Here is a 12,996-nt window from a genome sequence, read left to right as displayed (position 1 = left end):
GTCGACCTGGATGGGTTCGTCGAGTCGGAACGCGACGCGGGTGGCGTGAAGGCCGCGCCAACGGACGACGTCCTTGCCGGGGTCGACGGTGGTGGTAATAACAGTGAAGCCGACGGCGCGGCCGCGGGAGAGCAGGGCGCCGAGGGCGGCTTCGACGCGGCGGGCGGTCTTGGCGTCGGCGAGGGCGGTGATGGTGGCGAGCTCGTCGATGATGATGAGGTGGTGCGGGCTCGCCGAAGTGGCGTGGTGGGTGCGGGCGGTGCCGGCGAGCTGGGTGGCGCGGGCGTCGAGGTCGGTGACGAGGTTCTCGAGGTGGTCGGCCATCTCATCGACGCGGTCGACGACGTCGGCGACTGGGCGGGCGGCGTCGGCTTCCATGCCGCCCTTGGGGTCGAGCCAGGTCAGGTGGAGCAGGCGTGCGTCGACGGCGGGGAGGAGTCCGCAGACGAGGGACCAGAGGAGGCTGCTCTTGCCGGAGCCGGTGGTGCCGGCGATGAGGGTGTGGCTGCCTCGGACGGGGGTGCGCCAGGGGTGGCCGTCTTCGTCGCGGCCGACCACGACGCCGTCGAGGAGCTGCCGAGCCTGGTCGGTGGTCAGTTCGCCGGGGAGGCGGCTGGGGACGGTGGTCGTGAGGTGGTCGCGGCGGCGGACGTCGAGCCAGACCTGTCCGGGGCGGTCGGTGCGGACGGTGCAGCTGCGGGCGCGCAGGGCGTGGGCGAGGGAGTCGCTGGTGTCGCGGACGTCGTCGGGGGTGATGCCGCTGGGCAGGGCCAGGCGTAGCCGGTCGCGGCCGGCTTCCCGTCGGACGGACCGCAGGCGGAAGAGCTCGACCCGTGGTGCTGCGGGTCGCGAGCCGGACCGGTTGTCGCGGTGGGGCCTACGGTCGTCGACGCGGTCGGAGGCGGCGAGCCCGTGGCGTCGAGCGAGGGCGGGCCAGTGGGGTCCGTAGACGACGTGGTGCGCCCACGCGGATCCGAGCAGCCGGCCCGGTCCGGCGCGGAACGACCGGCGGTGGACGACGGCCCACAGCAGCAGCGTCCCCACCAGCACGAGCAAGACGACACCAGCCCAGGTGGCGGCGTCGACCAGGGCGGCGCTCATGAGCCGTTCCTCAGGGCGGCGCTGGCGATGGTGAGGTGCCAGTAGAGGGCGTCGCACTCGGTGGCGACCTTCCGGGCGTGGTCGGCGAGGCCGTGCTCGGGGGCGCCGGCGACCTGCTTGGACAGCTCGAGCAGGTCCCAGCGCCACTGGTCGGTCTGGCCGATGAGGCGGGCCAGAGTGGCGTTGGCCTGCTCGCGGGTGCGACAGCCGAGGGCGTCGAGCCAGTGCTGCACGTAGGCCTCATGCTCGCTGGTCGCCGGCTGCGGGGTCTCGTGCTGGTCGCCGGTCATGTGTGGCGCTCGATGTCGCGGAGGGCCTCGTAGAGGGCGTCCTTGCAGTCGGCGAGGGCGGCGGCGACACGGCGGGCGGAGGAGCGGACGTCGGCGTCGGGATAGTCGAGCATCTTGCGGGAGCAGCCCTTGAAGTCCTCGACGAGGCTGCGGGTCAGCGTAAGCATGCGTCGGGTCTCGTGGTGGGCCGCTTCGGCGGTGCCGGTGCCGGTGCTGTCCACGGCCCAGGACAGGACACGGTCGATGTCAGCCAAGGTGGGCTCCGGCGCGGCGCATGACGGCCTCGACCGATAGCAGCGGGTCGGACAGCTGCGCGGCGGCGGCGCTCAGGGTTCGCGGGATCGAGTCATCGGGCACGTCGAGCATGAGGGCGTGGGAAGCCCACACCTCGTTGCCGAGCCAGTCGATCCGCTTCCAGACCCGGAGCAGCTCGTCGGGCAAGTCGTCGGTGCTGCAGCTGAGCGCACGGGCCCACTCGGCGGCTTCACGGGTGCCGCGCCAAGGGTGATCGTCGTTGTTGGTCAGGCGGCTGACGTTGACGGGGTGTAGCCGCTGAGGCTGTCGGTCATGGTCCACTCCTTCACCTGTGCCGCCTGGGGCGGCGTTGCCTGTCGGTGACGCGCGTGCGCGGTAGGGGTGGGATCCGGTGCCCGTCGTGGCCTCGGCTCAACGACGGGCACCGGGGGTGCGCGGACGTCCCTGGTGCAGGGTTCGTCAGGCGGCCTTGTCGCCGCCGGTGCCCGTGCTGGGCGTGGTGCTGGGCCGCTGGCCCGGGGTGGGGGTCTCGCTGCGAGCCGGGGCGCGCATGCTGGTGGCCTTGAATGACCAGGCGAGACGAGGCCGGGCGCGGTTGGTGTCGACCCACGCGGTGGCGGTGAGGCCCTCGAAGTAGACGGGCCGGAACGGCACGCCAGGGGCCTGCTCGGGCGGTACGGGCTGGACGTCGGCGATGACCTTGACGGTCACCTCGGCCTGGCCCTTGCGAACGAGGTCGTCGGCGTCGACGACGCGCACCGCCCACATCCGCTTGCCGGTGTTCTTGTCCCTGCTCTGCACGTCCCCCGGACGGCCGGACTCCCGGGCGGCCTTGACCGCGTCGTAGTCCTCGACCGGGGTGACCTCACCGATCACGAACGCTCCGTTGGGGAACGCCGTGCCGTGATCGATCGGGATACCGCTTGGCATCGCCATGACCCGCTCCTCTCACTTGTCTAGACGGGTATGACGATGACGGGACACCCGTCTAGACAAGTCGTGTAAAGAGATCGAGTTGGCTTGTGGACGACGTCGGTCAGGTGGCGTCGACGCGGTACTCGAGCACGTAGCTCTGCGCCGACTTCACGGTGTCGCAGACCTCGACGGCGCGGCCGGTCGTGTCGTAGGCGGTGCGCAGCAGCGTGATGACCGGGACGCCGGCGGTGAGCTGCAGCCGCTCCCGCTCCCCCGGGGTCGGCATGCGGGCGCCGACCTCCTCCGTGAAATGGTCGAGCTGGTGGCCCAGTTCCTCAAGGCGGGCATAGATGCCACCAGGCCCGGTGTCCGGGTCGGCGATCTTGGTGCCCTGCGCCAGGTCGAGAGGGATGTAGGACACGGCAGTCTCGACCGGCCGGCCGTCCAGCAGGTATCGCCGGGACCGCCGAACAACGTCTCCCCCGACCTCCAGCAGGGACGCAACGCGCTCGGGTGCACTGGCCGTGTCGACGACCACCTCATCGACCGCGGGAGTGGAACCGACCTGGTCGGCCTCAGCCAGGAACGCGTCTCGGCCGGCATCGCGGTGTCGACGGGCGAACCGATCGGCGGCGAGCCTGCGCACAGGCGGTCGAGCCCGGACGAACACTCCCCTGCCCTGCTCGGACACGACCAGGCCCTCGCTGCGCAGCTCTGCGATGCCGCCGCGGACGGTCATGCGCGCCACGCCGAACGTCCGAGTCAGCTCGGTCTCGGACGGCAATTTGCTGCCGGGCGGGTAGGCGCCCGATCGGATCTCCTGCCGGAGCTGCCCAGCGATCTGAAGGAAGCCAGGTTCGGGCGCGGCATCGTCCACCGCCCGCAACGCCACCGACAACCTCCACAACTTGTCTAGTCCTCTGGGTAGCCTGGCACACAGGAGGTACCACCGTGACCGACACCCCGAAGCACTCCGTCAGCGTCGCCGGCGTCGTCGTTGACGACCAAGGGCGTGTGCTAGTCATTCAGCGGCGAGACAACGGCAAATGGGAGCCGCCGGGAGGCGTCCTGGAGTTGGACGAGACCCTCGAGGCGGGCGTCAGACGGGAGGTCCTCGAGGAGACGGGCGTCGACGTGAAGGTCGGCCCGTTGACCGGCGCGTACAAAAACATGACCAGGGGCATCGTCAACATCGTGTTTCGCTGCACGCCGCATAGCCGCAGCGCTTCCCCGACCGACCAAGAGACGCAGCAGTTGCGCTGGCTGCCAGCGGAGGACGCCGCCGCTCTCATGGAACCCGCGTACGCCGCCAGGATCCTCGACGCGTTCAGCCCCACACCGCACAGGTTCGAGCGCATGACGGGACGCGTCTGCTGTAGCTCACGACGCACGACGCCCTGACGAGAGTCCCGTACGCGGTGGTGGACACCTTGCGACTCTCGGACCGGTGGCGGCCGGGAGCTCAATGTCTCAACCCGTCCACACCGTCCTCACCGCTGCGGCAGACTGACCGCGACCAGCGACGATGACGAGCACGGGGCGGGGACAGGCAACGCGGTGAGCACACTCGGCAACTTCGTCTGGTCGATCGCGGACCAGCTTCGCGGCGTCTACAAGCCGCACCAGTACGGCAACGTCATCCTGCCCATGACGATCCTGCGGCGTCTGGACTGCATCCTCGAACCCCACCGAGGCGTCGTCCGCGACCTGGCCGGCAAGTACGACAACCCCGGCAACCTACGGGTGCAGATCAAGCGCGCCACCGGCCTCGCCTTCTGGAACACAAGCCAGTACGACTTCGCGGGGCTGCTCGCGGACCCTGACGGGCTGCAGGCAAACCTCGTCGACTACCTCACGAAGTTCTCCGCCGACATCGACGTGTTCGAGCGGTTCAAGTTCGAGAACGAAATCGGCACGCTGGCAGAGAAGAACCGTCTATATCTCGTCGTGTCCAGGTTCGCCGAGGTCGACCTGCACCCAGACACCATCTCCAACGCCGACATGGGCGACCTGTTCGAGGAGCTCATCCGCAAGTTCGCGGAAGCCTCGAACGAAGAGGCCGGTGAGCACTACACCCCCCGCGACGCAATCCGGCTGATGGTCGACCTGCTGTTCGCCGAGGAGCAGGAGGGCCTGCTCGAGCCCGGCACCGTGCGGTCGATCTACGACCCGACCGCGGGCACGGGCGGAATGCTCTCGGTGGCAGAAGAGCGCCTGCTGGACCGCAACCCCGACGCCCGTCTGCGCCTGTACGGCCAGGAGATCAACGACCAGTCCTACGCGATCTGCAAGTCTGACATGATCGCCAAGGGGCAGGACGCGTCCAACATCCGCCTCGGCGACACCCTCGCCGAGGACCTGTTCACCGGGCGCACCTTCGACTTCTGCATGTCCAACCCGCCCTACGGCGTGGACTGGAAGGCCTCGGAGAAACTCGTCAAGACCGAACGCACCCGCGACGGTGCCACTGGCAGGTTCGGGCACGGTCTGCCGGCGGTCTCCGACGGGCAGATGCTGTTCCTCACCCACCTCGCCCACAAGATGCGCCCCGAGCACGAGGGCGGCGGGCGCGCCGGCATCGTCCTCAACGGCTCACCGCTGTTCAACGGCGGCGCTGGGTCCGGTCCCTCGGAGATCCGCCGCTGGCTGCTGGAGAACGACCTCGTCGACGCCATCGTCGGCCTGCCGACGAACATGTTCTTCAACACCGGCATCGCCACCTACATCTGGGTCCTCGACAACACCAAGCGCCCGGAGCGGCGCGGCAAGGTCCAGCTCATCGACGCCACCTCGTTCTGGACCAAGCTCCGCAAGAACCTCGGCAACAAGTCCCGGGAGATCGACGCCGCCGCCCGTGACCGCATCCTCAAGCTGTACGACGGCTTCGAGGTCGCCGACACCGACTACTCCAAGGTCCTGACCGCCGACGAGTTCGGGTACTGGACCGTCACCGTCGAGCGCCCCCTGCTCGACGAGACCGGTGAGGTCGTCCGCGACCGCAAGGGCGAGCCCAAGCCCGACAGCAAGAACCGCGACACTGAGAACGTTCCCTTCACCTACGGCGGCTCCACCGGCGGCGCCGACGGCATGCGCGAGGTCGTCACCTCCTATATGGCCGCCGAGGTCACCCCCCACGTGCCCGATGCCTGGGTCGACTGGACCAAGGTCAAGATCGGCTACGAGATCCCCTTCACTCGCCACTTCTATAAGTACGTCCCACCCAGGCCACTCGCCGAGATTGACGCCGACCTCGAGAAGCAGGTCGCCAAGATCCTTGAGCTGCTGCGCGAGGTGGAGGGATGACCTTCCCGCAAATGATGCTCAAGCAACTGGGGACTGTAACCTTGGGGAAAATGATCCAACCGGAGCCTCGAACGGCCGCGGACGTCGCCGCACCCTACCTCCGAGCAGCGCACGTGCAGCCCGATGGACGTCTTGTCGACCTGGAGCCGAAGGAGATGTGGTTCGCGCAGGAGGAGATGCGACGACTGGACCTTCGCGCAGAGGATGTCGTCGTTGTGGAGGGTGGTGCGGGTTACGGACGGTCGGCCGTTGTGCGGCGCCCACTCCCTGGATGGGGATTTCAGAACTCGATTGTTCGTTTTCGACCTTCTCCACACCGCACCTCGGGGCGCTTCCTTGACTACGCCCTCCAATCGGCTCTTGGCAGAGGAGAGATCGAGGCTGCATGCTTTACGGCGACCATTCCTCACTTCACGGCTGATAAAGTCGCGGCGCTTCGCGTCCCAGCTCCTCCTCTCCCACGGCAAGTGGTGGTCGCCGACTACCTCGACCGAGAGACGGCGCGCATCGACACGCTTATCGAAGAGCAACAGCGCCTGATACAGCTCCTAAACGAGCGCCGTGGTGCCCTTATCTCTAATGCCGCCCTTGGGTCTACAAACCAACGTACAGTGCTTCGACGTGTCGCAGACGTAGTTGATTGCGCACATGTGACGGCGCCCTTCGTTGAAGATGACAACCGCTACCCTGTCGCAAGCATCGGCGAATGTCAGGGCGCAGTGGTTGATCTGTCGAACAGCAAATTCACGACACATGAATTTTTCGATCACTTGAGAGCAGCGGGTCGACGCCCGAGAGTTGGCGATCTTCTTTTCGTTCGCAACGTGTCCGTAGGGCTCGTCTCCGCGGTCGCTCCGGGGACGCCCGAATTTGCCTTGGGACAGGAAACCGTGCTCATCCGCCGCAAGGTAGATGTCGATGGGCAGTTCCTGCGCTACGCGTTGATGGCGGCGGAGGTTCGCCACGAAATCGAGGCGGCGATGATAGGGAGCACTTTCCGCCGCATCAACGTAAGCGCGATTCGTAGCCTGCCGATTCCCCTCCCCACCCTTGATCAGCAGCACGCAATCGTCTCCCACCTAGACGAGCAGATTCTCAGAATCGACTTACTCGCTGTCGAGGCGGAGCGGCTCATCAAACTCTCCCGGGAACGCCGGGACGCACTCATAACGGCGGCGGTAACGGGGCAAATCGATGTGCGGGGGAAGGCGGCGTAGTGGCGGGGCATCACGAGCGGGCGTTCGAGGACGAACTGTGCGCACACCTGGAAGCGCACGGCTGGCTGTACTCGCCCGGCGACGCCGGCTATGACCGTGAGCTGGCCCTGTACCCGGCGGATGTGTTCGGGTGGTTGGCGGAGACGCAGCCGGAGCAGTACGCGAAGGCGGTTACGGTCGGGGGTCCGCAGGAGGCGCAGCAGCAGCGGTTGGTGCTGAACCGGCTGGTGAAGGTGCTCGACATGCCCCTGGCGAACGGCGGCGGCGTGATTAGCGTGCTCCGGAACGGCTTCACCTCAACGCCAGCCAAGTTCGTTATGAGTGAGCCGAGACCGGAGTCGACGAAGAACCCGACGACCGTGGAGCGCCATGAGGCGGTGCGGTTGCGGGTGATGCGGCAGGTGCACTTCTCGACCGCCGACAACCGGTCGATCGACCTGGTGTTCTTCGTCAACGGCATCCCCGTAGCGACGGCGGAGCTGAAGACGGACTTCACGCAGTCCGTCGGTGACGCGATCGCGCAGTACCGGACCGACCGTCGCCCGAAGGACAAAGGCACCGGACGGGTGCAGCCGCTGCTCGGGTTCGGCAACCGGGCGGTCGTGCACTTCGCGATGTCGAACGACGAGGTGTGGATGACCACGCGTCTGCAAGGCGAGGACACGTGGTTCCTGCCGTTCAATACGGGACACTCCGACGGCGCCTCGGGCAACCCGGCGAACCCCGCGGGGTCGGCGACCTCGTACCTTTGGGATCGAGTCCTGCAGCGGGAGGCGTGGCTAGACATTCTCCACCGCTTCGTCCTCGTCGACGGCGAGAAGATCATTTTCCCCCGCTACCACCAGTGGGAGGCCGTCACGAAGCTGATCGAGGCCGCCGCGGCCGAGGGGCCGGGGCACCGGTACCTGATCCAGCACTCGGCCGGGTCGGGGAAGACGAACTCGATCTCGTGGACCGCGCACCGCCTCGCGCGTCTGCAGGTGGACGACGAGCCGGTGTTCGACTCCGTCATCGTCGTCACCGACCGCAACGTCCTCGACTCCCAGTTGCAGGCGGCGATCCGTCAGATCGACCGAGGGACGGGGTTTGTAGCGACCATCGACGCCGACGCTGCCCGTCGCGCGGGTGGGTCGAAGTCCGGGCTTCTGGCAAGGCACCTGATGGACGGCAAGCGGATCATCGTGGTGACGATCCAGACGTTTCCGTTCGCGATGGCAGAGATCCGCGCCAACGCCGGGCTCAAGAGCAAGACGTTCGCTGTCATCGCCGACGAGGCGCACTCGTCGCAGTCCGGGCAGGTCGCCTCAAAGCTGCGGGCCGTTCTCACCAAGGACGAGGTCACGGCCCTGGAGGACGGCGGAGAGATCGACGTGGAGGCGTTGCTGGCCGCAGAGGCCAGCGAGGTCGCTGCGAGCGAAAACATCTCCTACTTCGCCTTCACGGCCACGCCCAAGGGCAAGACCCTCGACATGTTCGGCCGACAGCCAGACCTCCACAACCCGGACTCTAAGCCGGTGCCGTTCCACGTGTACTCAATGCGGCAGGCGATTGAGGAGGAGTACATCCTCGACGTGCTCGCCGGCTACCACTCCTACCGGACGGCGTTCGAGATCGCCGAGAAGGTGAAGGGCGCCGCGAGCAGCGCGGAGGTCGACCAGGGCGAGGCGACCAAGCAGGTGATGCGGTGGGTACGGGCCAACCCGCAGACCATCGCCCAGAAGGCTGCCGTCATCGTCGACCACTTCCACGACCAGGTTGCCGACCGGCTCGAGGGCCACGCCAAGGCGATGGTCGTCGCCGATTCCCGCAAGTCCGCTGTCCGGTACAAGGCGGCCATCGACCGCTACATCGCCCAGCGAGTCGCCCAGGACGCCACCTACGACTACCGAACCCTCGTCGCTTTCTCCGGATCCGTGGACGACGACGAGGTGTCGTTCGTTGGCGCCGGCCTCGCCGGTGTCGAGTCTCCGTACACGGAGTCGAACCTCAACCCGGGCGTGTACGACCTCGCCGGCACGTTCCACACGGACGCGTACAGGGTGATGATCGTCGCGAACAAGTTCCAGACCGGCTTCGACGAGCAGCTGCTCTGTGCGATGTACGTGGACCGGCAGCTCTCAGGGGTCACTGCCGTGCAGACCCTGTCCCGGCTTAACCGCACCCACCGCCGCCCCTCGGGCCTCGTGAAGACGAAAAACGACGTGTTCGTCCTCGACTTCGTCAACGAGCCCGAGGAGATCCGCAAGACGTTCGAGCCGTACTTCACCACCGCGTTCCTCGAGACCTCCACCGACCCCAACCAGGTCTACGACGTCAGCCGCAAGCTCGACCAGGCCGGCATCTTCACCGACGAAGAGGTCGACCGGGTCGCCCATGCGTGGGTCCACGAAAAGGGAAATAGTGCCCTCACGGCCGGGGTCGCTCCCGCCAAGCGTCGCTTCGCCGAGCGGATGACGTCCGCCATCGCCGACGAGGATCGTGCCGCGCAAGACGCGCTCGACATGTTCCGCAAGGACGTCGGCTCGTTCGTCCGCGTCTACGACTTCCTCAGCCAGATCGTCGACTACGGCGACGGTCAGCTCGCAAAGCGCGCGATCTACCTGCGCCTGCTCGAGCGCGTCATCCGCGGGAGCAGCTACACGGCCCCGATCGACCTAACCGGGCTCGTCCTCACCTCGGTGAAGGCGGTCGACAAGGGGCAGCGGGACCTGTCCCTCGGCCAGGACGAGATCGGGCTCAAGGGCGTCACCGCCGCCGGCAGCGGCATAGCGAAGGACCCGAAGCTTGTCGCGATGCGGGCGGTCATCGACCGGCTTAACGGCCTTTTTGGTGAGGAAGGCCTGTCCGAGGGCAACAACACCTCCTTCGTCGAGGCGCTACTGCGCACACTCCTCGCCGACGATGCCCTGCGCCAGCAGGCGAAGGCGAACACGCCGAAGCAGTTCGCCGAGAGCCCTGACCTGCGCGACTCGGTTCTAGGTGCGGTGGCCGACAACCAGGGCGCGCACAACGAGCGCGCTGACTACTTCTTCGGTGACGGCGTGGAAGTAGACCGGCTGCTGCATGACATCTCGCGGATGTTCTACGAGTGGGCGACCGTAGATGTGACCTAGGACGCCGCGCTCGTGCTGGCTCTGGCCCTGACATCAGCACGGCACGCCTGTCGACAGAGTCCGCACGGAACGCCCGCCGCAAAATCAGTATTGACCGCAGATTGGCGCTTGCGCCTTTAAGGAGAGTGGCAGAGTGGGAAACTTGGGCGCCTACCAAGATATCGTAGTGCGGGCGAACGCCGCTGGCGGTGTCGAGAAACTCATCGAAAGTATTGAAACAGCAGCAACGGCGAGAGCCACCCCGCGAGCATTCGCTGCTGGGGTGCTCATTGCGACCGCGGCAGGAGCGGGGCTTTTCGCTGCCAGAAAGAGCATTTCAGCCCGCCGAGCTCGGCAAGAAGAAGCGGCCCACAGCGCCCGAGAAGGACTCCGGGACCTCATTGGAGAAGTGAATGAGGGGCAGCCGCCGCAAGACGGTTCCTCAAGCGGACTCGACGTTCCCAAGCCACCCGATGGGACATCGTAACCGGTTGTCGTGGAGAACTCGAGGGCCGAGCGTGCCTGATCCTCGGCGTACATAGAGCCGCAGCGTCAAGCCCGGCGAGTGACGTCCGCGATCTGCCTGTCGACGACGTCGCTTCAGATATTACGCCGAGCGCATCATGCGGAGCACGCCAGGCCTCGTGATCGCCCGCTTCGGCAACGGCACCGCTCGTGGATGGCAACCGCTTCTGGATCGGCTGTCTCCTGTGCCCCCGCATCGCCCCATGACAGTGCCCGTGGCCGTCAAGCTGCCGAATACGCCTCTATAGAATCAAGACGCCGCGCTTCGCGCGGCGCGACGGCGGGCGGCTTGCGCGTGCGGCGCAAGCGCCGTTCGCGCCGCCCGCCTGACTGCGCATGACGGATGGCCCGAAGCCAGGCTGAGGAGCCAAGCCGCTACTGTGCCGTCGTGGTTCAGTCTAAAACCGATCCGTACGCGGAAGTTCTGGTGCGGGTTCGCCGCGCCCAGGGTGACCGGAAGGGTCGACGGCGGCTTCAGCGCCTGATGAGGTCAGTGGGAAGTAGGCCTCGCACGGCCGACGAACTGGTTGCACTCCAGCGAGAGCTTGACGAGGAACTCTGGCATGCGATGACTACATCCATGTCCACAAAACAGGAGGCGTTCGGGACACACTATGGTCTACCAGGCAAGGCTTCCGCGCTATTAATGCCACTTCCACGCTTGGATTATGTGGCACACCGTTGCGGTGCAACCTGGAGCACGAACAACAACATCCTCGGTCCGTCCGATTGGTCGAGTCACCTCCTGTGGAGCCAAGATCAGACGGTGGAAGCCATCCGCTGCCTCAAGGCCGGCCGCAGCCTGTCGGCTGTTGTTATTACCCGAGCTCAGATTGAACGATGGACCGTAAACATTGCTGAGGCTCGTAACCTAGTCCGGACTGCAAGTGAAGACGATCAGGAATTCATTGCACGCGTATGGAGCGACTACCTCACGCCAGAGATGGGGCGCCTTTGGGCAGAGTTGTCTGAGTTGATTCATGCTCGAGGTCCCCTTGTCGCGGCCTTTCAACATGAGGCCTTGGCGGCCTGGGGGACGGGCAAGGCACAATATGGTGAGCAAGAATACGATCAGATGGTACTCCTTGTCACGGAGGTGCTCTCAAGTGTACAGGCCCACATAATGGGCTGCCTCAAGCGATTGGCTGGCGAATCCGAGGTCAACATAGCGGCTCTCCTTGACTCGCGGCCCCAGTGGCCAGACGATCAGGACGAAGACATCCTTGACTTTACTTTGGGCGGTCGCGTCACGTCCAGCCACCCACTGGCGAAAACGTTCTTTGCTCCTGTCGAGTTCCTATCTTTAGATCGTCACGACGCTCAGGTGCTGCAGGGCTGGACGGAGGCACACCGCAAAGCACTGCTTGGAGTGAGTGCTCTCGAGGAACTGGGGCAGGCAGATGCTTTTTACATGTTCCGTGCGAGCAACTGCATCTACGAACGGCGCGCCCGAGCCTTCCAACGAGCGAGAAAGGCCTTTGAAAACGAGGCCGAGGAACTCGCGGGTGACTACGACCCCGGCAAGCTTCTCGCTGCGCTATTTCGATACTCCGCCTTCTCGAGTGTTGCTACGCTGCTAGCGACTTGGTCCGAAGGGAAAGAAAGAGAGGCTTTGACCGCCGCTGGGTGCGCTCTCCGTTCAGCAGTTAATCTGTGGCTGGAAGACTCAGACCATTCGCTTAGTGCCATGAGAGTGGTACTTGAACAGACCAGCCGGGCGCGCGCCCATCGCCTTAAGCCTTCACGCGCCGCCCGACAGGACGAGAATCCTCGGGGAGGTGGCTCCCGTTGGTTAGAACTCGCTGGCTGGAAGCGCGGCGGTCCCCTTTTTCGCGCCCTCAGCGAGTTCAGTCACATTTCTTTACGCTCGAGATTCGACGGTGGCAGAGCCTTTTTGTATCACGCAACCAACGATAGTCTAGAGGATCGCCGCCGCCTTCATAGCACCAGAACAACCGTACTCGAAGCTGGGGCCTACATGCTGGCGCTTGAACTCGCCCAACGCCTTGCCGAGGTTGACGTCAAGTTGCAGCAGTCCTTCTCCGAGCACATCACTCTGATTGACCTCGATCGGCATGTCGCTCTGCAGGAGCGCTACTGGGAGCAAATACGCGGTTTGCGGGAGTTTGATTTTGGCCCACCCCTGGCTGAGATGAGAGAGGACCCCAACTCACCAGAGGAAGCCAATACGTCAATGCCGTCGCTAGACGCCAAGAGCTAGTGCCAGATCACACTGCTGGACGCTCGACAAACACAATCTCTGCGTTCAGCATCGTTCTAGCCCGGATCTTTCGTGGT

10 protein-coding genes and 1 pseudogene are annotated in these 12,996 nt (G+C 65.7%); 5 read left to right on the top strand and 6 right to left on the bottom strand.

Annotated features, from left to right (window positions below; all coding sequences use genetic code 11):
• Window positions 1–150 precede the first annotated feature (150 nt).
• From ACR80Q_RS14205 to ACR80Q_RS14180, 6 genes and pseudogenes are all read right to left on the bottom strand, one after another.
• A pseudogene (locus ACR80Q_RS14205) lies at window positions 151–1,101 on the bottom strand (FtsK/SpoIIIE domain-containing protein); the annotation flags it as partial.
• Window positions 1,098–1,391: a hypothetical protein gene (locus ACR80Q_RS14200; protein ID WP_435378292.1), complete on the bottom strand. Its 294-nt coding sequence runs from the start codon at window positions 1,389–1,391 to the stop codon at window positions 1,098–1,100. The pseudogene ACR80Q_RS14205 and the gene ACR80Q_RS14200, both read right to left, overlap by 4 nt.
• The gene (locus tag ACR80Q_RS14195) at window positions 1,388–1,645 is read right to left on the bottom strand and encodes a hypothetical protein (protein WP_435378291.1); all 258 of its coding nucleotides are present in this window, start codon (window positions 1,643–1,645) and stop codon (window positions 1,388–1,390) included. Before ACR80Q_RS14195 ends, ACR80Q_RS14200 begins: the two co-directional genes overlap by 4 nt.
• Complete coding sequence (locus ACR80Q_RS14190; protein WP_435378290.1) at window positions 1,638–1,967, bottom strand: hypothetical protein; 330 nt, start codon at window positions 1,965–1,967, stop codon at window positions 1,638–1,640. The genes ACR80Q_RS14195 and ACR80Q_RS14190 overlap by 8 nt, the downstream gene beginning before the upstream one ends.
• Before the next feature lie 138 nt (window positions 1,968–2,105).
• On the bottom strand, window positions 2,106–2,582 hold the full coding sequence (locus ACR80Q_RS14185) for a plasmid replication, integration and excision activator (RefSeq protein WP_435378289.1): 477 nt from the start codon (window positions 2,580–2,582) through the stop codon (window positions 2,106–2,108).
• A 100-nt stretch (window positions 2,583–2,682) separates the two neighbouring features.
• Window positions 2,683–3,453, bottom strand: a complete 771-nt coding sequence (locus ACR80Q_RS14180) for a GntR family transcriptional regulator (protein ID WP_435378288.1) — start codon at window positions 3,451–3,453, stop codon at window positions 2,683–2,685.
• 59 nt (window positions 3,454–3,512) lie between these two features.
• Here ACR80Q_RS14180 and ACR80Q_RS14175 point away from each other — a divergent pair, with 59 nt between their 5' ends.
• From ACR80Q_RS14175 to ACR80Q_RS14155, 5 genes are all read left to right on the top strand, one after another.
• Window positions 3,513–3,962 (top strand): NUDIX hydrolase, encoded by a 450-nt coding sequence (locus ACR80Q_RS14175; RefSeq protein WP_435378287.1) that lies wholly within the window; start codon window positions 3,513–3,515, stop codon window positions 3,960–3,962.
• 156 nt (window positions 3,963–4,118) lie between these two features.
• Window positions 4,119–5,864 carry a type I restriction-modification system subunit M gene (locus ACR80Q_RS14170; protein WP_435378286.1) on the top strand — a complete coding sequence of 582 codons (1,746 nt, stop codon included), beginning with the start codon at window positions 4,119–4,121 and terminating at the stop codon, window positions 5,862–5,864.
• Window positions 5,861–7,081: a restriction endonuclease subunit S gene (locus ACR80Q_RS14165; protein WP_435378285.1), complete on the top strand. Its 1,221-nt coding sequence runs from the start codon at window positions 5,861–5,863 to the stop codon at window positions 7,079–7,081. The genes ACR80Q_RS14170 and ACR80Q_RS14165 overlap by 4 nt, the downstream gene beginning before the upstream one ends.
• Complete coding sequence (locus tag ACR80Q_RS14160) at window positions 7,081–10,194, top strand: type I restriction endonuclease subunit R (protein WP_435378284.1); 3,114 nt, start codon at window positions 7,081–7,083, stop codon at window positions 10,192–10,194. Before ACR80Q_RS14165 ends, ACR80Q_RS14160 begins: the two co-directional genes overlap by 1 nt.
• A 1,270-nt stretch (window positions 10,195–11,464) precedes the next feature.
• Window positions 11,465–12,919, top strand: coding sequence for an NACHT domain-containing protein (locus ACR80Q_RS14155; protein WP_435378283.1), 1,455 nt, complete (start codon window positions 11,465–11,467; stop codon window positions 12,917–12,919).
• The last annotated feature ends 77 nt before the right edge of the window (window positions 12,920–12,996 follow it).

The sequence above is a fragment of the Aquipuribacter aurantiacus genome (assembly GCF_051216895.1).
Classification (GTDB): domain Bacteria; phylum Actinomycetota; class Actinomycetes; order Actinomycetales; family JBBAYJ01; genus Aquipuribacter.
This window is presented reverse-complemented; position numbering and strand designations above follow the sequence as displayed.

Excerpts from the sequence above, each read along its gene's own strand:
- ACR80Q_RS14200 (WP_435378292.1), bottom strand. The coding sequence starts at position 1,391 with ATGACCGGCGACCAGCACGAGACCCCGCAGCCGGCGACCAGCGAGCAT.
- ACR80Q_RS14185 (WP_435378289.1), bottom strand. The coding sequence starts at position 2,582 with ATGGCGATGCCAAGCGGTATCCCGATCGATCACGGCACGGCGTTCCCC.
- ACR80Q_RS14165 (WP_435378285.1), top strand. The coding sequence starts at position 5,861 with ATGACCTTCCCGCAAATGATGCTCAAGCAACTGGGGACTGTAACCTTG.